General features: G+C 40.8%; 21 protein-coding genes and 1 pseudogene. 8 read left to right on the forward strand and 14 right to left on the reverse strand.

All coding sequences use genetic code 11. The annotated features are described in order from the left end of the window. Position 1 precedes the first annotated feature (1 nt). A complete protein-coding gene (gene rnjA / locus FNK51_RS03415) occupies positions 2–1672 on the forward strand; it encodes a ribonuclease J1 (protein ID WP_061462260.1) in 1671 nt (556 codons plus the stop codon). A gap of 518 nt (positions 1673–2190) precedes the next feature. Next, a pseudogene (locus tag FNK51_RS27700) lies at positions 2191–2311 on the forward strand (transposase); the annotation flags it as partial. Between the two features lie 113 nt (positions 2312–2424). Here FNK51_RS27700 and FNK51_RS03420 read toward each other — a convergent pair. From FNK51_RS03420 to FNK51_RS03435, 4 genes are all read right to left on the reverse strand, one after another. Further along, on the reverse strand, positions 2425–3084 hold the full coding sequence (locus tag FNK51_RS03420) for a potassium channel family protein (RefSeq protein WP_098371142.1): 660 nt from the start codon (positions 3082–3084) through the stop codon (positions 2425–2427). Positions 3085–3146: 62 nt separating this feature from the next. Beyond that, positions 3147–4271 carry an N-acetyldiaminopimelate deacetylase gene (locus FNK51_RS03425; protein WP_141992517.1) on the reverse strand — a complete coding sequence of 375 codons (1125 nt, stop codon included), beginning with the start codon at positions 4269–4271 and terminating at the stop codon, positions 3147–3149. 74 nt (positions 4272–4345) lie between these two features. Further along, entirely contained in the window at positions 4346–5056 is a 711-nt protein-coding gene (gene dapD, locus FNK51_RS03430; RefSeq protein WP_141992439.1) for a 2,3,4,5-tetrahydropyridine-2,6-dicarboxylate N-acetyltransferase, read from the reverse strand. 123 nt (positions 5057–5179) lie between these two features. Further along, positions 5180–6064: a transcriptional regulator CcpC gene (locus FNK51_RS03435; RefSeq protein ID WP_063231999.1), complete on the reverse strand. Its 885-nt coding sequence runs from the start codon at positions 6062–6064 to the stop codon at positions 5180–5182. Positions 6065–6177: 113 nt separating this feature from the next. Here FNK51_RS03435 and FNK51_RS27055 point away from each other — a divergent pair, with 113 nt between their 5' ends. Continuing rightward, positions 6178–6381 (forward strand): TSUP family transporter, encoded by a 204-nt coding sequence (locus FNK51_RS27055; protein WP_286178560.1) that lies wholly within the window; start codon positions 6178–6180, stop codon positions 6379–6381. A gap of 43 nt (positions 6382–6424) precedes the next feature. Continuing rightward, positions 6425–6907: a sulfite exporter TauE/SafE family protein gene (locus FNK51_RS03440; RefSeq protein ID WP_286178561.1), complete on the forward strand. Its 483-nt coding sequence runs from the start codon at positions 6425–6427 to the stop codon at positions 6905–6907. A 37-nt stretch (positions 6908–6944) separates the two neighbouring features. On the opposite strand, the gene FNK51_RS03445 is transcribed toward FNK51_RS03440, so the two are convergent. From FNK51_RS03445 to FNK51_RS03455, 4 genes are all read right to left on the reverse strand, one after another. Next, on the reverse strand, positions 6945–8465 hold the full coding sequence (locus FNK51_RS03445) for an MDR family MFS transporter (protein ID WP_141992440.1): 1521 nt from the start codon (positions 8463–8465) through the stop codon (positions 6945–6947). Between the two features lie 119 nt (positions 8466–8584). Continuing rightward, a complete protein-coding gene (cbpB, locus tag FNK51_RS03450) occupies positions 8585–9025 on the reverse strand; it encodes a cyclic-di-AMP-binding protein CbpB (RefSeq protein WP_063232001.1) in 441 nt (146 codons plus the stop codon). A gap of 120 nt (positions 9026–9145) precedes the next feature. Beyond that, positions 9146–9292 carry a hypothetical protein gene (locus FNK51_RS26365; protein WP_094246583.1) on the reverse strand — a complete coding sequence of 49 codons (147 nt, stop codon included), beginning with the start codon at positions 9290–9292 and terminating at the stop codon, positions 9146–9148. A 121-nt stretch (positions 9293–9413) separates the two neighbouring features. Beyond that, on the reverse strand, positions 9414–9653 hold the full coding sequence (locus FNK51_RS03455) for a YkuJ family protein (RefSeq protein WP_034314086.1): 240 nt from the start codon (positions 9651–9653) through the stop codon (positions 9414–9416). Positions 9654–9836: 183 nt separating this feature from the next. Between FNK51_RS03455 and FNK51_RS03460 the strand changes: the two genes are divergently transcribed. Both FNK51_RS03460 and FNK51_RS03465 read left to right on the forward strand, forming a co-directional pair. Next, on the forward strand, positions 9837–10796 hold the full coding sequence (locus FNK51_RS03460) for an MBL fold metallo-hydrolase (protein WP_141992441.1): 960 nt from the start codon (positions 9837–9839) through the stop codon (positions 10794–10796). A 92-nt stretch (positions 10797–10888) separates the two neighbouring features. Beyond that, positions 10889–11122: a glutaredoxin family protein gene (locus FNK51_RS03465; protein ID WP_076366808.1), complete on the forward strand. Its 234-nt coding sequence runs from the start codon at positions 10889–10891 to the stop codon at positions 11120–11122. A gap of 79 nt (positions 11123–11201) precedes the next feature. Here the strand turns inward: FNK51_RS03465 and FNK51_RS03470 are convergent, their stop codons facing one another. The 4 genes from FNK51_RS03470 to FNK51_RS03485 all read right to left on the reverse strand — a co-directional run bounded on the left by FNK51_RS03470 (position 11202) and on the right by FNK51_RS03485 (position 15422). Continuing rightward, positions 11202–11687 carry a DUF3993 domain-containing protein gene (locus tag FNK51_RS03470; protein ID WP_181762168.1) on the reverse strand — a complete coding sequence of 162 codons (486 nt, stop codon included), beginning with the start codon at positions 11685–11687 and terminating at the stop codon, positions 11202–11204. Between the two features lie 181 nt (positions 11688–11868). Next, on the reverse strand, positions 11869–12096 hold the full coding sequence (locus FNK51_RS03475; RefSeq protein ID WP_098371149.1) for a hypothetical protein: 228 nt from the start codon (positions 12094–12096) through the stop codon (positions 11869–11871). 74 nt (positions 12097–12170) lie between these two features. Then, positions 12171–13376 (reverse strand): EAL domain-containing protein, encoded by a 1206-nt coding sequence (locus FNK51_RS03480; protein ID WP_141992443.1) that lies wholly within the window; start codon positions 13374–13376, stop codon positions 12171–12173. Positions 13377–13565: 189 nt separating this feature from the next. After that, on the reverse strand, positions 13566–15422 hold the full coding sequence (locus FNK51_RS03485; RefSeq protein WP_260399651.1) for an SLC13 family permease: 1857 nt from the start codon (positions 15420–15422) through the stop codon (positions 13566–13568). 163 nt (positions 15423–15585) lie between these two features. Here FNK51_RS03485 and FNK51_RS03490 point away from each other — a divergent pair, with 163 nt between their 5' ends. Continuing rightward, positions 15586–16449, forward strand: coding sequence for a metallophosphoesterase (locus tag FNK51_RS03490; RefSeq protein ID WP_098371152.1), 864 nt, complete (start codon positions 15586–15588; stop codon positions 16447–16449). Positions 16450–16621: 172 nt separating this feature from the next. On the opposite strand, the gene crcB is transcribed toward FNK51_RS03490, so the two are convergent. After that, a complete protein-coding gene (crcB, locus tag FNK51_RS03495) occupies positions 16622–16984 on the reverse strand; it encodes a fluoride efflux transporter CrcB (protein ID WP_141992445.1) in 363 nt (120 codons plus the stop codon). Next, positions 16981–17361, reverse strand: coding sequence for a fluoride efflux transporter FluC (locus FNK51_RS03500; RefSeq protein WP_141992446.1), 381 nt, complete (start codon positions 17359–17361; stop codon positions 16981–16983). Before FNK51_RS03500 ends, crcB begins: the two co-directional genes overlap by 4 nt. 162 nt (positions 17362–17523) lie before the next feature. Between FNK51_RS03500 and FNK51_RS03505 the strand changes: the two genes are divergently transcribed. Next, entirely contained in the window at positions 17524–17847 is a 324-nt protein-coding gene (locus FNK51_RS03505; protein WP_430098208.1) for a hypothetical protein, read from the forward strand. The last annotated feature ends 251 nt before the right edge of the window (positions 17848–18098 follow it).

The following is an 18098-nucleotide window of genomic DNA, read 5'->3' on the forward strand; positions in this document are numbered from 1 at the left end:
TATGAAATTTGTAAAAAACGATCAAACAGCTGTATTCGCCCTGGGCGGTTTAGGCGAAATCGGTAAGAACACATATGCTGTTCAGTTTCAAGATGAAATCATCGTCATTGATGCTGGAATTAAATTTCCTGAAGATGAGCTTCTCGGTATTGACTATGTGATTCCAGATTACAGCTATTTAGAGAAAAATGTAGATAAAATTAAAGGTGTTTTCATTACTCATGGCCATGAAGACCATATTGGCGGGATTCCTTATTTACTTAGAAAAGTGAATGTCCCTGTGTACGGCGGAAAACTGGCACTTGGACTGCTTCGTAATAAATTGGAAGAACACGGCCTTTTACGTCAGACAACCATGATTGAAATCAGTGAAGATGAAGTGATCAAGTTCCGGAAAACGTCCGTCTCATTCTTCCGCACAACTCACAGTATCCCTGACTCTTATGGAATCGTTGTAAAAACACCACCTGGACAAATTGTCCATACTGGTGATTTTAAATTCGACTTCACACCAGTGGGCGAGCCTGCAAACCTGACCAAGATGGCTGAAATCGGTAAAGAAGGTGTATTGTGCTTACTCTCGGATAGCACTAATAGTGAAGTGCAGAACTTTACTATGTCCGAAAGCCGTGTCGGCGATACCATTCAAGACATTTTCCGTAAGGTTGACGGCCGGATTATTTTTGCAACGTTTGCATCGAACATCCATCGTCTTCAGCAAGTTGTTGAAGCAGCCGTGGCTAACGGCCGTAAAATAGCCGTTTTTGGCCGAAGCATGGATTCAGCCATATCAATTGGACAAGATCTTGGTTATATTGTAGCGCCTAAAGATACATTTATTGATGTACAGCAATTGAATCGTATGCCTGCGAATAAAGTAACCATCCTTTGTACAGGGAGTCAAGGTGAACCAATGGCAGCATTGTCGCGCATAGCGAATGGCACTCACCGTCAGATTCAAATCATTCCTGGTGATACTGTAGTATTTTCATCTTCACCTATCCCAGGTAACACAATCAGTGTTTCCAGAACGATCAATCAATTATATCGTGCAGGAGCAGACGTCATTTCAGGTCCTTTGAATGACATTCATACATCAGGACATGGCGGACAGCAGGAACAAAAGCTAATGCTTCGTTTGATTAAACCAAAATTCTTCATGCCAATCCATGGTGAATACCGTATGCAAAAACTACATGCCCGCCATGCAGTCGATTGCGGAGTTCCGGAAGAAAATTGCTTTATCATGGATAATGGTGAAGTTCTATCCCTAAGTGAAAACACAGCACAAATTGCTGGTAAGATCCCTTCAGGTTCGGTTTATATCGATGGAAGCGGCATCGGGGATATCGGTAATATCGTTCTCCGTGATCGTCGAATCCTTTCCGAGGAAGGCCTTGTCGTTGTCGTTGTCAGCATTAATATGAAGGAATTCAAAATTGCATCCGGACCTGACATCATCTCACGCGGATTTGTTTATATGAGAGAATCTGGAGACCTTATCAGCGATGCTCAATCCTTAATAACTAAGCATTTAAATAAGGTGATGGATCGAAAAACTACACAATGGTCTGAAATTAAAAATGAAATTACAGACACTTTATCTCCATTCCTATATGAAAAAACTAAACGCCGTCCAATGATCCTGCCGATCATCATGGAAGTCCAATAATAAAAAAAGCCCAGCCATCATTTGGCTGGGCTTTTTTTGTTTAGATTTGTAAATCTCGAACGTTGAATTCCACTCCAGGCACTCGCTTTCCGCGGGCGGTCCGGGAGCCTCCTCGGCTCCTTAGCGCCTGTGGGGTCTCCCTTGGACGCGTACTCCCACAGGAGTCTCGAACACCCATTCCAATCAACTTTGTTTTAACAGTTAGATAGAACTCCTTTTGCCTACAGGCTTTTTTGTTTTAAAAAAGGAGTATTAAAACTTGAGGTGATAAGGATGCTTGAATAGATTTTCTATCTATCTTAATGGAAAGCTTCCAAAAGTAAACTGATAAGAAGCATATATTTGTTGATTCCACACTGTGGAAAGCCAGTGCCGGAAACACGAGTTTATCAAGTACGCCTTCAAGAAGAACTAAATCAAAATAGAGAGTACAAATCATCCAAACCTATTTGTGCGACTTGTTCACTTTTATCACAGTGTACGAAAGTAAAGATCATTTGTGTCATTATGTAGATGTAAAATCTATATATGCGAAACGCAAAGAAACAATATTGCGTGTACTCGCAGATGTAAAAGAAAAGAATGGTTTTCGTAGGACTACTTAAGGGAATTAAAAAATTGTCGATGCAGGCAATTCTCTATAACTACTTCAAATCCAATAAAAAAACAAAAAGGTTTCGGAATGAGACCATTCCAAAACCTTTTTGTTTTCCTTTGATAAAAGCGCTGCTCGATTTTAGCATGACACTTACTTATTCTACAATCTTTTTTTCGAAACGATTGATGTCGGAATCTGCTCCAATGACGATCAATATATCGCCTTTATGAATTAAATCGTTTGCCTGAGGAGAAACATTGATTTCATTCCCTCTTTTGATCGCGACTATATTCAGCCCATAATGAGCACGGATATCAAGGTCAAATATCGAGTTTCCATTCATCTTTTGGCTTGCAACAATTTCGACGATGGAGTGTTCATCAGAAAGCTCTAAATAATCGAGAATATTATTGGAGACGATATTATGGGCAATCCTTCTCCCCATATCTCGTTCGGGGTGCACGACATAGTCGGCCCCGATTTTACGAAGAACCTTCTCATGATAATCATTTTGCGCTTTAACCGTAACATTTCCGACACCCAATTCCTTAAGCATAAGAGTCGTCAATATACTAGCTTGAATATTCTCGCCAATCGCTACAATGACGTGATCAAAATTCCGAATCCCTAAGTTTCTCAGTACATTTTCATCTGTCGTATCCCCTACTACGGCATGTGAAGCTATTCTGGCAAATTCATTCACTCGATCTTCGTCAGCATCGATAGCCAGAACCCCTAATCCTTCTTCAGCTAATGTCTTGACTATGCTGCCGCCAAAACGGCCAAGTCCAATCACCGCAAATTCTTTTTTCACAATAAGCCCTCCAACGTCATTCGTTCTCTCTTTAGAGCATGTTCTGTACTGAAAAGCATTTTTTACGCTTCGCTTCCTTTAAACGTTATATAGTCCGTTAAGTGATTGATCGCGAGTTCAATCGCAGTTTCATCCGGACTTAACTTAGCGTGGTGCAATCCGTAATCCGATGAAACCCCCAGCCAGAACATGAATCCTGGAATCTCCTTTAACATATAACCAAAATCTTCACCAGTCATCGCTTCCGTACAGCGATGCAAATGAACAGCAGTTGACTTCTCTGTAAATTCCATGAATTCCCGGGTCAACCGTTCTTCATTATACACCTGGTGATACATCGCACCATAGTCGATTTCAGCCAAGCACTCATATCCCACTTGTATGCCATCCACAAGCGCTTTTATTCTTGCCTTGACCTTTACCATCGATTCGGGGTTAAGGGTGCGTATTGTGCCTTCTAACCGCGCTGTCTCCGCAATAATATTTTGAACGGTGCCTCCAGTAATCTTCCCAACTGTAATGACAGCTGAATCAAGTGGATTGACATTCCTGGAAACGATTGTTTGCAGCTGCCCTACAAGCGAGCATGCCGCAATGACCATGTCATTTGTTTCATGCGGATAGGCTGCATGCCCTCCTTTCCCCCTCAAATCGATGAATAATTCAGATGTATTGGCAAATAGAAGCCCTTCTTTAACGGCAATCGTCCCAACTGGATACTCTGGAGCAATATGTAAAGCAAGAATCATATCCGGCTTCCATTTTTTCATCGTTTCCGATTTAAGCATTGGTTCAGCTCCGCCAGGACCCTCTTCTGCGGGCTGGAAGATGAATAGCAAGTCATCATCGATTGGATTTTCGGTGAAATATGTCAATAATCCCAAACCTATGCTCATATGAAAATCATGACCGCAGGCATGCATATATTCCTCGTGGTTGGATGCGAACGGCAATCCGGTTTCCTCTTTTATCGGCAGACCGTCAATATCAGCCCGGTAGCCAATTGTTTTCTGCGGGTTCATTCCCTTCACTTTCACGAATATCCCAGTCCGCCAAGTTTCTATTTCCATTCGCTCCGGGGCCAGTTTCATTATGTAATTCAGTAGGTATTGCTGCGTCTTGAATTCTTTGAACCCTATCTCCGGTATTTGATGCAAATCACGCCGGATCTCGGCAAAAGGATTTATTTTCACATTATTTCCTCCTATACAGAAAGCGTGGATATATTTATCCACGCTTCAGGCAATATTCACTAAAGAAATTAAAGTTGACGAAGTTCTTGCATGATTTCTGTTTTTGATTTTGTTTTTTCGTCAATTTGTTTAATGACCCTCGCCGGGATACCAGCGGCCACGGAGTAAGGAGGAACGTCTTTCGTTACAACTGCACCAGCCGCCACAACTGAACCTTGACCGATTTTCACACCTTCTAGTACGACCGCATTGGCTCCGATTAAAACATCATCTTCCAAAATGACCGGTTGTGCGGAAGGCGGCTCGATGACACCTGCTAAAACGGCACCTGCACCTACGTGACAGTTTTTACCCACTGTTGCACGCCCGCCCAGTATTGCGTTCATGTCGATCATTGTGCCTTCACCGATGACAGAACCAATATTGATTGATGCACCCATCATGATTACTGCGTTGTCTCCAATGGATACTTGGTCACGGATTATTGCGCCAGGCTCGATACGGGCTTTGATGCCTTTTAGGTCCAATAAAGGAATGGCAGAGTTTCGGCGATCATTTTCAACTACATAATCCTCGATTTTTGTTCCTGCTGCCTTGATTGCTTCTTCGACTTCAGACCACTCACCGAATACAACACCTGTATTTCCTGTTATGAAAGTTTTAGAAGCTGGACCAAAATCCATGCCTTCTAAATCGCCTTTGACATATACCTTTACAGGTGTAGATTTTTTACTATTTGAGATAAAAGAAATAATTTCGTTTGCATCCATTTTATTCATTCCGGGTAAACCTCCTAAATATGTATCATTACTCGTTTTAAATTTACCAGACAACTGCCGGCAAGACAAGTTGAATGTCACTCTTATATATTATTCTCCCTATTGACATTTTCGTCAGCGGACCTATAACATTCCTTGGTCGCGAATATGCTCTTTCACCACTTCCGTGAATGCTTGCACTTGCTTTAACTGGAAGGCAGATTCATAGCCGCAAAGCCATGTATCTCGTTCGATTGAGTGGTTATGCCCATCCAGTAGAGGGATTTTAAAAACATTCGTATCTTTATCATGTAAAGTGATGGCTGGCAGGATTGCATATCCTATACCATTGAACACCATTTGTTTGCATGTTTCGATTTGATCCACGACAATGGTATTTTTTGGCGTCGTTTTAAATTGCCGATGCCACCAGTCCTGGATTTCCTGATAATAATTCGAATCGCTTTTAAACTGAATGAATGGCCGGTCCGTTTCGAACACTTGATTCAGTTCCTTCATTTCAGTATCCACCAAATAAAGCATATCTGTAAACAAATGCTGTTTTACCCCTTTCCAATCCGGGGCTCCCCTTATGATGCCAATATGCACCTGTCCTTCATACAAAGACTTTAAAATTTCACTGCTCCAGCCAGTGATTAAGGAAATTTTGGCATACGGATATTTTTGAACGAACTTTTTCAATACTTGCGGCAGCCAATTTTGGCCGACAATCGAAGCACAGGCTATTTTCAAAGTCCCATATACTTCATGGTCCATAGCTTGAATACTTTCCCTGACCTTTTCTTCTTTTTCGATGACCTCATTGGCCAAACGAATTACCGCTTCACCTGCAGGCGTCAGTGACAGCCCTTTTTGTGAACGCAGAAACAGTTTCGAGCCCCAATCCTTTTCTATGGATTGTAAACGCTGTGATAAAGCCGGCTGGGAAACGAACAACCTCTCAGCTGCTTTTCTCATATTCATTTCCTGAGCAAGCACGGATAATAAATGAAATTCTGAAAATGACATACACACCAACCTCTTGATAATTAATTCTTATCATGATGATTTAATTTATTTAATTTTTATTATCAACAAAGTCGACTTATAATACAAGAGAAAAGAAAAGGAGTGAATATCCTTTGACGTTCATTTTATTGCTTGTCATCAGTTTTGCAGCATCCTTTGTCGGCACATTGGCTGGGAGCGGCGGTCTTATCGGCATGCCATCCCTTCTTTTGATAGGTTTACCCATCCACCAGGTTATTGGTTCAGTCAAATTTTCCAACATGTTTTCTTCTTTTCCAGTTTTTATATTTTATTCAAGAAAAAACAGCTTAAATTGAAGTATGCCCTCCAGTTAATCCCATTTGCCCTTTTCGGTGGCTTATGTGGTGGTCGAATTCATTCTCTGAAAAGGCAATGAATTTGTTAGCCATCTGTCTTTTGACTGTCGCTTTGATCATGAATTTCATTAAAAAACGAAAACCTTCCGATGAATCGGATTGGCATCTCCCAAAAAAAGTTTATCCATCCCTATTCGGAATCAGTGTCTATGACGGAATGTTCGGACCGGGACAGGCAACCATGCTCATGTATACCTTTTTAAGAAATGGTGCCACCTACCTTCAATCCCTGGCCTTTACTAGATTCCAAACTTTCATTAGCTGTACAGCTGCATTCATTACCTATTTCATTGCCGGTAACATTGCATGGGGGATTGCCATTTATTACACGATCGGGTCCCTTATCGGATCACAACTGGACTTGCGTGTGGCTCAAAAAATCTCCACTCGACAGTTGAAATTAATTTTACATGCGGTCACGATCGCATTATTGATTCAATTGGTCATCAGAGTTGCGTTTCCTTAAATACAAAGGCAAACTCCATTTAAAGAGTCTGCCTTTTTTAAGCATTCTTATTCTTATTCTTTCTTAGTCTCGTAAGTAACAGGAAGCTGATTACAGAGAAGACTAGAACAATTAGATAAATCGTCTGTAGAGACAATGTAAGTCCTTCCTGTAAAACATTTACCACATTTTCAGGAAGCGACATGCGTTCTTCACTGTTCAACAGTTTATTTGCCGTATCTATCGTCACTCCCGAGCCGGCTGGCGCATGTTCATTCAAGTAGGCTTGAAGCCTCATATTCATGATTCCTCCAAGTAATGCAGCACCTACAGTATTTCCTAAATTACGCATGAACATATTGGAAGCTGTCGCAATGCCCCTTCGTTCCCAGCTGACGGTTTTTTGAATGACGACAATGAATGAGGTAGAAGTCAAGCCCATGCCTACACCGACAAAGAAGGATCCCATGGCAGCAATAATCGGCCCAGCCTCCGGCTTCATCCACACCAGGATCAAGCTCCCAAGGATCAATGAACACCCTCCAAGGAGGGAGGTTGATTTGAATCCTATTTTCATCAATAACCTGCCAGAGACCATTGATGCGATCGGCCAGCCAATTGACATGGCTGTCAATGTAAAACCAGCTACCGTAGGCGAGCGTTCCATCACCCCCTGAACGAATGTCGGGAGGAAACTTGATAATCCGATCATCATCACCCCTGTCGTCAGGGATACAAGATTGGCAATCAGAATGGAACGCTCCTGCCAAATTTCAAATGGCATCATCGGTTCGGCCGCTTTCTTTTCCTGAAGAATGAATAAGATGAAGGTGATGATGGCCACTAATGCCAAGGATATAACTGGAGCTGAAGCCCATGACCATTTCACTCCTCCTTCTACGAGTATCACCATTAGAGTGGATATGGATAATGTCAAAAGCGTTGCACCTAGGTAATCGATATCACGTTTTTTCTTTTCGATATTTTCATGAAGGAAAAACCAAATCCCAATAAAAGATAGCAAGCCCAAAGGAACATTAACCCAGAAGACAAGCTTCCAAGTCAGGGACTCAACGAGCAAGCCGCCCAAAGCTGGCCCCATGACCGCTGAAATTCCCCAAACGCTCGATAGATACCCTTGAACGCGTGCCCTCTCTTCATTTTTATAGATATCACCAACAATCGTCGAAGCTACAGGAGCTACAGCCCCCGCCCCAAAACCTTGTACAAAGCGATATATGATGAGTTCCGTCATAGAATCTGCAAAACCGCAAAGAAGGGAGCCAATTAAAAAGACAATGATTCCAAATAATAAGACAGGTTTTCTCCCGAGAATATCCGATAGCTTTCCATATATCAAGACCGTTACGGCGTTCATTAACAAATAACCTGAAAACACCCAGCTGTAAAGTGAAAAACCACCTAAATCACTTACAATGGCTGGCATTGCCGTCGAAACGATCGTTCCTTCAATAGCATTCATAAACATAGCCAACATGATGGCAGCCAATATAAAGGGACGTTTTAATTTTTTATTCTGCACTTTTGCTCCATCCACTGATTGACCCAATTTTCGCATCCTCTCCTAATAGACCCAACTGTTTATAGACTTTACTACTAGCTGGATCAAATATGTAAAAAAAACAAGAAAACTCGCCAACTGGCGAGTCTTGAGGTTAACTTCATGTTAAGCCGTACTTATTTATCAGGCGTATTTTGTTTAAATACTTTTTTCAAGATTGCCCTTCTCGTTAAGATACCTTCAAATACATGTTCGTCATTCTCTACACAGACAAACGGATGGTCAATCAACAATTCCACACCCTTGGTCAATGTATCTTCAATATGCAGGCGAGGTATTTCTATATTCATTATTTCGGAAACTTTTTTATTCTCAAGATTATCAAATTCAATTCGTTCCAGTCCCAAGATTGAATCAAGAATGACTGGTGTGCTAATTAAACCATGCAGTTTATACATCGGATCTAACACAGGAATGGCCGTATAACCGCTCTTTGTTAATACCAATAGTGCATGTTCTAAGTTATTGGTTACCTGCACGTGGGCCACGCGTTCAGAAGAAATCATTAAGTCTTTAACGCTGGATTCCAATAAATCCCCATCATGAGTACCGATCATTTTAAAACCCCTTACCATATGTTTTTATATACAGCTCTTTCTATAGTTTAACATATGTAAGCAGAAAAGGCTCATTCCTAGACCAATAAAATCCCAAACGGCGGGATTCGCAAGAGACCCTTAGCCCTTACTAGTTTTGATGTTAACCTGTTTAAAACCGCATTCCGGGCATTGATAAATCACATTTTGGTTGGATTGTGCCGTTAGTACATTTTCCATTTCCCTTTCCTCACCGCATTCCGGGCAAATTACCATTGGATTTTTCATTTACATCCCTCCAATTATTAAGATGTCGTAAAAATCACTACTTCATTCAAGTAAAAATTGACCGAAATTCATTCACAATAAAAAAGCCGCTTCCAAAGGAAGGCGGCTTTTTGTGATTTTTTTAAGATTGAAGAAGATCAAAGATTTCAATGGTAATCATATCAATATTATCGAATTGATATTTGGATGATTTCCCTTTATCACTGTATACTTCAAGCTCGAACATTTCTGTTTTGCTGAAATATGTAACCTGGCACTTTTTCACACCATCTATTTCAAAAAAACGTTGAGCAGATTCAGATTCCTTCGCTTGCTCTTGAAGACTTTTCAATCTGGTAAGGATGCCCTGTAATTGAGACATACTCCCTCTCCTTTCTGAATAAAACCTTTTCGATAGGTTTCACTATACCATACTTTTCTATCCAGTAGCCACGCTGAAATAAATTCAGAATAATTTAAAACTTCATTCTTTACATGGCACTATTAACAGAATAAAATAAGGAATGGATTTTGTACATGAAAAATTTTTTGGGGGTAGATTCTGTTGCAAAACATTAGTGAACTTGGTTATCGCATTTCATTGATTGATGGTTTTGATTTGGATAGAAGAAATCGTACAGGTACATATGTAATTGCCGATGAAGACATCACATTAGTCGAAACTTCCGCCAGCCCTTCCATCCCCCACTTAATGAAGGGGCTCGAACATTTGGGAATCGCCCTCGAAGATATTACATATATCATTCTTACCCATATTCATTTGGACCATGCAGGTGGAGCAGGACTTTTTTTACAGCATTGCCCGAACGCCAAAGTGATCGTCCATCCAAAAGGTGCACGTCATCTAGAAGATCCAACACGTTTGATTGCTGGGGCTAAAGCAGTCTATGGTGAAGAATTCAACAAGCTTTTCGATCCGATTTTACCTATTCCGTTTGAAAGAATGCTGATTAAACATGATCGGGAATCCCTGCAAACAAGTGATAATTCAAAGTTGACCTTTTATGACACTCCCGGACACGCAAACCATCATTTAAGCATATTCGATTCGGTTTCAAAAGGGATGTTTTCAGGTGACACCATAGGCATCTATTATCGTGAACTCGATGAAGAAGGTCTGGAATTTTACTTACCTTCCACATCGCCAAACCAATTTAACCCCGAAGCGATGCTTGCAGCAGCGGAATTGTATGAAAGCATCGGCGTCGAACGTATATATTTTGGCCATTATGGGGTTTCCGAAAACCCTAAGGAAGTATATAAACAACTTCATTACTGGCTGCCTAAATTTGTTACGACTGCCAAATCGGCATATAAGGAATATGCGAGCTTTGAGGAACGAGTGGCAGCGACCAGTAAAAATATTTTCACGGAAGTCGCCTTTCATTTAGGCGAAAAAGGAATCACCACAGATCATCCTGTTTTTGAAATCATCGCCATGGACCTGAATGTTTGTTCCATGGGATTGATAGACTATCTGGTAAAACAGGAAAAAAGTAAGTAGAACGGTACTTGGGGTGTTTTCCTATTCAAATGTCCTGGCATCCTCTATAATGAAAAAATAAACCTTACCTAAAGAATACATGGAGGATTGAAATGAAAGACGTTACGCTATATACCCAACCTGATTGCCCTCCCTGCAAAATCATGAAAATGTTCTTTGATGATAATAATGTCGTTTACAAAGAAAAGGATATTAAAGCAGATGGACAAGCCCGAAAAGAATTAACGAATAAATACGGTGCCTATTCCACACCTACGGTCGTCATCGATGGGAAAGCCATTGTTGGTTTTGAATTGGACGAAATAAAAAAAGAACTGAATATATAAAAAAAGTCTAGAGAAGGCTGTGACCTCCTCTAGACTTCTTCATTTCAACTCCATATTTTTCAATTTTAAAGAACTTTCCTTATTTCATTTTATCACTTTCATACTTTACATCCATTACCTTCCAAACGCCATTTTCCTTTTTCAAAGTAACTGATTCAACATGTTTTTCCATCGATACCGGTCCGTCCCCAGTGTCCTGGAACTCCTCCTGAACATAAATGACATCACCGTTTTTCCCATATACAATTTCCGTATTCTTGTCATAACTGAAAAAAGGGATATAATACGGAGCGAAATCTGATCCAAATGCGGTATAACCGCCATCGACTTTCACTACATTCGCTTGGACAAACTTCTTGATGAAATCACCTGTGAAATGTTTATCCAACTTCCCTTCTATCGCTTCCTTAGTACGTACTTCCTCACTGATCGAACCTTGGTTCTCCATGGCATCCTGTACCAAAGATAGTACTTCCTCTCTATGTAAGCCCTCCGCTGAAGCAGTGAACCCTCCACTTAAAAATAAAAGGACACTGGCAAGACATGCAACTAGATATTTCCTCATTACAATCATCTCCTTGTTATAGAGTTTCTCCTAATGGTTATGATTTTTGCCTATGCCTTTCAATACCCGTCAAAATCAAAGCCAAACTACAAAATCAAATTCTTCGGGATACCTTGATACCATTACCCATTCTTCACAATAAAAAAGAAGATTTCATGATATTGAAATCTCCTTCTCACAATTATCGAAAAGCATAGTAAAAAATAAAACCGGCAACCAAAATCGTCCCGACGAAAAGGGAAACGAATACCGGGTTCATTAAATAAGGATGTTCTTTAACGGAATCATCGATAGTCGAATCATATCTGGCCTTCACTTTCTGTGCCCTTGCTACAGAATAAGTATAAAAGAGCAGATATAATGCCATGATTGTAACGATTATGATTAGAATCCAGATGTACGTGCTCAAAATATGTCTCCTCCAAGCGCATCATTTCTGCTTATCGTTACACATTTAAAGCGATTATATTCATGAATCGATTTTTATAATAGTGCTTCATTTTCATATAAATAACTATAAGAAAGATCACAGAAAATGTATTCCTTATTATTCAGGGGATATGAAAAGGTCCGTATAGTTTCCCCCGTTTCGATATCACTGTATAAATCGGATAGTATTCCTTTTTTCTCATTGCGCATCTTTACGATATTTTCGAGAAAATAAGGTCTCCAGCTCCAATTTTTATTCATATAACTGGGTTGGACTAACCATTGCCCGTCCTTATGTAGGATATTGGGGGATTTTTGATACCCCTCTTCATCACAAATATAAAGCCGAAAACATACAGAATCCAACTTTTTCGCCAAAATACCGAGAAAATCTTCATGGGAGCCGTTCCGCTTTTGCTGTTTTAAGAAATTTTGCATATTCTCGTTGAATTGCAAAGTCTTTTGATAAACGGCTTCAAGCTTCTTGGTCTCTAAAGAAATGAAGGACTGACATTCTTGATGGAATTTTTCACGAAGTAAATCTTTATTAATGAATTCGCCTTCCGGTTTCGCCAAAAAATACCCTTGATAATATCGTCCCCCATTCTTCCATGCAAAACGAAGCTGGTATTCGGACTCAATGTTCTCAAATAGTAAATTGGCGCCGATTTTTCGTGCAAGCATGCTTAGAGAAAACAGGATGACCTGATAGGCATCTCCACCTGAAATGCGAAGCTGGTCCAGGTTAACTTTTAAAATATTCGGAGAAATCTGTGCGATTCGGTCCAATTGCGTATCTTGTCCTAAATGATCTAAAGCTATCTTAATCCCATATGTTCTAAAGTAAGCAAGCACATGCTGCAAAGGATCTAAGTTTTCCGGGCTGATTGTGTCTGATAATTCCAGTACGATCCGGTGCATTTCCTCCGGTTGAAAATGACGATGTAAAATCTCCATGAATTCTTCGCCATGATCCAGCATAAGCAAATTAGGATCCCTGTTGATAAAGATAAGAAAATCTTCACCATAGTCTTTTATTCTCTCCAAAGCAATTTCAAGTACGTAATTATCCACTTCCACCCTATACTCTTCCGGCACTGCAGAATTGTGAAAAAAAGGTCCAAGGCTTTTATATTCCGATTGTTCCTCATAGCGCCCTAGAATTTCATACCCGATTACCTGATGTTGATCTGCACTGAAAATCGGTTGAAAGAATGGTGTCACCCTGTCTAAATTCTTTAATATCTTTTCTGTATCCATGATGCATCTTCCCCCTAATTACGAAAACACCAATATGCCAAAATTATACCATTAGTTTCTTGCATTGATAATAAATATTTTAATTCCTACTGCATAACTCTTTTTTCAGAACCACATTCATCCAATCCATTTGAAAAGAAACACATTGAAAAAGCATTGTCCATAAATGGAACAATGCCTTATGTCTTATCAAAAAGGGAAGAACCACGGGATCGTGATCACCATGATAACGCCAATGAAGATCTGTATGGATATCCCGATCATGATAAAATCTTTATGCTTGTAATCACCCGCCGTCATCACAAGCGCGTTGGTAGTGGCAACCCTTGGAGTCGATAACGCCAAACTGCCAGCAACGGCAAGGCATATAAACACAGGTAGGGGATCGATGCCTTGATTCACCGCAGATGTCAGTGCAATGGGCGTCATGATTACCGCCGCGGCTCCATACGGGATGAATTGGCTCAGGATCAGTGTCAGGAGATAAAAGACCGCTAATATGCCGTGTGCCCCGATATTACTGAATAAAACGGCCAGCCAATCACTTATCATCCTCACTCCGCCCGTATTATCCAATGCAGCCGTTATTCCGAACATGGCTGCAATCAAAAGAACAGGTTCCCAGTTAATCTTTTGGTAAGCATCCTCCATCGAACGGACACAGCCAGTGATCACCATCAACAATGCGGCCGTCAATACCGATAGTACGGCAGGGACGGACTCCATCGATAATAGAATGACCATCAATGCAGTGATTCCCAAGGCAATCCATGCTTTGCCCTTGGAGTTGACCGGAGAGCCATCTTCCGAGGTACTTCCAATAACGATGACATCCTGTAAATCCGAGGAAATCCTCTCAATGTTCTCCCATTCCCCATGTATCAGGATTGCATCCCCCGGTTTAAGGCGTTCCGTTCCGACATCGGCTTGAATATATTCGCCATTCCGATTGATTGCAAGCACATTACATTGGTATTTCTCACGAAAATGCACATCAATCAAGGTTTGATTTTCATAATCCGAGTTCGGGACGATCAATATTTCTGTCAATCCAAATCTACTGCTAAGAAAATGTTTCTTTATTTGTTCGGTATTGAAATGTTTAAACTCCAGTTCATAGTTAAGTGCCAATCTCTCAACTGCTTCTTCTTCCCCAAACACCAAAATGATATCTTCAGGATGAAGAACCTCATCCGCCCTTGCTGAAATCGTCAGCTGTCTTTGCAACAGCGGTAATTGCTTATCCTTTGGCTTCCGCTGGATTTCAATCAAAGTCAATTCATACTGAATAGGAAGCTGGAGGTCAGACAGCCTTTCTCCAACAATATCGGAAGTAGCGGGTATATGCAGATAATGCAATCTGTCATATACTTTGTACATGCCTGCAAGCTCCCCTGCCGACAGTCCCTTGACACTATTGTTCGCGGCAATCGTCTTCTCGGGAAGCAACAGGCGTCCGAGTGTCAACATGAAGAATAACCCTGCTGCAAAGGCGATCAAGCCCACGGGTGTAAAGTCAAAAAACTCTAATGTCCCTATTCCGTTTTGCCGTAAGACATCAGCAACGATCATATTGGAGGGAGTACCTGTCAGTGTTAATAGCCCTCCAATACTGCTTGCATAGGCAAGTGGCAATAAATACCTTGTCGGACTTGTTTTTTGTTTTAAGGCCATGCTCATAACGAGCGGAAGCAGTATGGAAACAATTCCTGTTCCGCTTAAAAAGGCACTTAATATTCCTGCTGTCAGCATGACGATAAGCAGCGATTTCCATTCACTGCCCCCACATAAACCCAACAACTTATTTCCTGCCTTTTCCACGATTCCTGTATTTAACAGGCCGGCACCGACTATAAATAGCCCAGCCAGCATGATGACCACTTGGTTCGCAAACCCGGCCACTAGTTCATCCAATGTAAGAATCCCCAGTAAACCCAGAATGGATAGTGCACTAAGTGCAATTAAATCTGCTCGAAATTTCCCTTGTATAAAAAGCGCGATCGCGCATAGAAGTATAATCAGTGTAATAAACATTGGTTCGGTCATCATGTTACCTCCGTATAGATGTTCAATTTCAAACCGGATACGGTTTCATCAAACCCCAGTTTACATGTTTTTCATATGCTCATAGAAGATATTTTCTTCATTTTATGTATATTGTTTGTTAGTATGAGGAAGTAACATTTTTATATTAGATAGGTTGATTAATTTGAATAAACCCATATCCAGAAGAACATTCTTAAAGAAAAGTTTTGGTACATTGGCTACCTTAACCGGTTTAGGTATTGGCGGAAACTATTATGCCCATAATTTGGAACCTAAGTGGTTAGAAATCAAGCATAAAATCATCAGCCACCCGCTTATCCCAAAAGGTTTTCATGGCATGAAAATGGTCCAATTCAGTGATACGCATTTAGGCTTTCAATTTCAGCTTAAAGATTTACAAGCAATTGTCAATAAGATAAACCAACTGGACCCTGATGTTATTTTATTTACCGGAGATTTGATGGACCAGCCTAATAAATATAAGGATTACCAGAAAATCCCTCTCGTTTTAAATCAGCTCAAAGCGCCACTTGGAAAGTTCAGCATCTACGGTAACCATGATCATGGGGGATATGGCTCAGAAATTTACAGCGATATCATGGAAAAATCCCATTTTACCATGTTGCAAAATACCTCAACTAAGATTACCTTATTAACGGCTGAAGAAATAGTCATTGCCGGGGTTGATGATGCCATGCTAGGAAAACCTGATTTTGAAAAAGCACTATCTGGCATCCCTGAAGAAGTGTTCACCATTATGCTTTCGCATGCCCCTGACCTTGCCGACACATCAAGGACTTATGACATCCAGTATCAAATAAGCGGTCACAGTCACGGAGGACAAGTACAAATCCCCTTTGCCGGTGCCCTTGTAACTCCCCCATACGCTGAAAAGTACCGGGAAGGCACGTATGAAATCGATTCATTAACGTTACATGTTAATAGAGGGCTTGGCACTACCCGTCTCCCATATCGTTTCCTTTCACGTCCGGAGTTGACAGTTTACGAATTCCAATCCGAAAAATGATAGGAAAAGAATACAGGGGAAAACCGCCAGACTTTTTAACAAAACCTGTGCGAATAAAACGACTTGTTGCCATAAATCATGTGTAATGGACTCCTATGAATTATAGCATTAGAAGTATATCTGAGAAAACCAGGTTTTTTTTACCAGTACCAAATGGTAGTTGCCATAAAGGTTATACCATACTTAAATAGCCGCACAGGAAAGTTCCGATACACCCTAAAACAGACACCGTTATATAGATAAGGCTATCTATATAACGGTGTTTCCTAATAAGTTCAAGTGTTTCCATGCTGAATGTTGAAAAGGTCGTAAAAGCACCCAGGAAACCTATTGTCAGAAAAACCTGCAAAGATAAAGCCCAGCTTTCTTTCTGTGGAAGCGCCATTCCAAGCCCAAAGGAACCTATAAGGTTAATCAGTAAAATGCTAATGGGTATCGAGACGGCTGGCAATAGCCTATTAAAAATAATCTGCAAGACATATCTTGAGGCCGCTCCCAAAAAGCCTCCTATAAATACCGAAAGAACCTCAATCAAAGGGACTCACCTCTCCGTCTATTAAAAAGTCCCAGTCCGAAGAAACCAGCAACCAAACCAAAAAAAATCGTGGCACCAATATACAGTCCCGCCAATGCCAGAGAAGTCTGCAGTAGATCCACCACTTCTAGTGAAAATGTGGACATCGTGGTGAAACCGCCGCAAAACCCGCTGCCCAGCGCTAAAAAAACAAGCGATCTCTTTTTCGAGGCGAAATAGCCATTGATCATTCCAAGTAAAAAGCTGCCTACTATATTTATTAAGAGGGTTCCAAACGGGAAGAAGGAATGACCAGCAGTCAAGATTACGCAATATCGCAATATCGCTCCAGCCGCTCCTCCAAAACCGACTGCAAAAATGCCTTTACACCGATCCATTAAGGTCCCCCCAAATTTTTCTCATAAGTAGATTCATTATAACAGATTGAGATGAAACAGGCTCTTTTCTTAAAAAAATCCATACTATGTAAAGAATTTGAGAAAAGGAGGCTAATTATGCAAACACAGTATTTTCCTTACTACCATTATCCGCAGACCATAATGCTACAGAACGATTACAGAAATGCATATGGGAATGAATATGGACCTGAATATTGGAATGACGAGCGCTTCTTTCCTTTCTTTCCTCTATTGGCGCCTGTAGCTTTTGTTGCAGGATTGGCAATTGGACCGTTGCTATTCAATAACCGTCCAACTGTTGTCTATCCTCCATATCCTCCATATCCTCCTCCATACCCGCCCGCTTACCCTCCTTACGCCGCTTATCCTGCGTACCCTGCTTATCAAGGCTTTCAGGGTTACCAGCAGCAACAATTCGGCGCACAGGCTGGGGTATCTGAAAATATCAATATATACACTAAATAAGGGTTGGAAAGAAGGCGACAAAAGCGCCTTCTTTTTCTTGGACTAAAAGGCGTCGGATTGAATTTTACTTCCCTATATATTTTGAAGTGGTATAATATGAAAATGAATAGATGGTAAAGTGTTGGGAAATGATGGTCATACCCTAGAGATGTACATGCATTATTTTTTCACTTTTTTCTGCCTGGTTGCACACACGTCTCTATTTCAACCAATATATAAAAACGGGTTTTTACTGAAGGAAGTCTGTTTAT

The organism is Bacillus sp. B4EP4a (assembly GCF_006680105.1).
GTDB classification, from domain to species: Bacteria; Bacillota; Bacilli; order Bacillales; family DSM-1321; genus Peribacillus; species Peribacillus simplex_E.

Coding starts and splice junctions, on each gene's coding strand:
- FNK51_RS03455 (WP_034314086.1), bottom strand. CDS start 9,653: ATGTCTCAATTACAGGGCATCCTTACCAGATTGAAAAGTCTTCAAGAG.
- cbpB (WP_063232001.1), bottom strand. CDS start 9,025: ATGATCGGTACTCATGATGGGGATTTATTGGAATCCAGCGTTAAAGAC.
- FNK51_RS03485 (WP_260399651.1), bottom strand. CDS start 15,422: ATGACCGAACCAATGTTTATTACACTGATTATACTTCTATGCGCGATC.
- FNK51_RS03470 (WP_181762168.1), bottom strand. CDS start 11,687: ATGAGGAAATATCTAGTTGCATGTCTTGCCAGTGTCCTTTTATTTTTA.
- rnjA (WP_061462260.1), top strand. CDS start 2: ATGAAATTTGTAAAAAACGATCAAACAGCTGTATTCGCCCTGGGCGGT.
- dapD (WP_141992439.1), bottom strand. CDS start 5,056: ATGAATAAAATGGATGCAAACGAAATTATTTCTTTTATCTCAAATAGT.
- FNK51_RS26365 (WP_094246583.1), bottom strand. CDS start 9,292: ATGAAAAATCCAATGGTAATTTGCCCGGAATGCGGTGAGGAAAGGGAA.
- FNK51_RS03465 (WP_076366808.1), top strand. CDS start 10,889: ATGAAAGACGTTACGCTATATACCCAACCTGATTGCCCTCCCTGCAAA.
- FNK51_RS03440 (WP_286178561.1), top strand. CDS start 6,425: ATGTGGTGGTCGAATTCATTCTCTGAAAAGGCAATGAATTTGTTAGCC.
- FNK51_RS03445 (WP_141992440.1), bottom strand. CDS start 8,465: ATGCGAAAATTGGGTCAATCAGTGGATGGAGCAAAAGTGCAGAATAAA.
- FNK51_RS03500 (WP_141992446.1), bottom strand. CDS start 17,361: ATGGATCGGTGTAAAGGCATTTTTGCAGTCGGTTTTGGAGGAGCGGCT.
- FNK51_RS03435 (WP_063231999.1), bottom strand. CDS start 6,064: ATGTCATTTTCAGAATTTCATTTATTATCCGTGCTTGCTCAGGAAATG.
- FNK51_RS03505 (WP_430098208.1), top strand. CDS start 17,524: ATGCTACAGAACGATTACAGAAATGCATATGGGAATGAATATGGACCT.
- FNK51_RS03480 (WP_141992443.1), bottom strand. CDS start 13,376: ATGGATACAGAAAAGATATTAAAGAATTTAGACAGGGTGACACCATTC.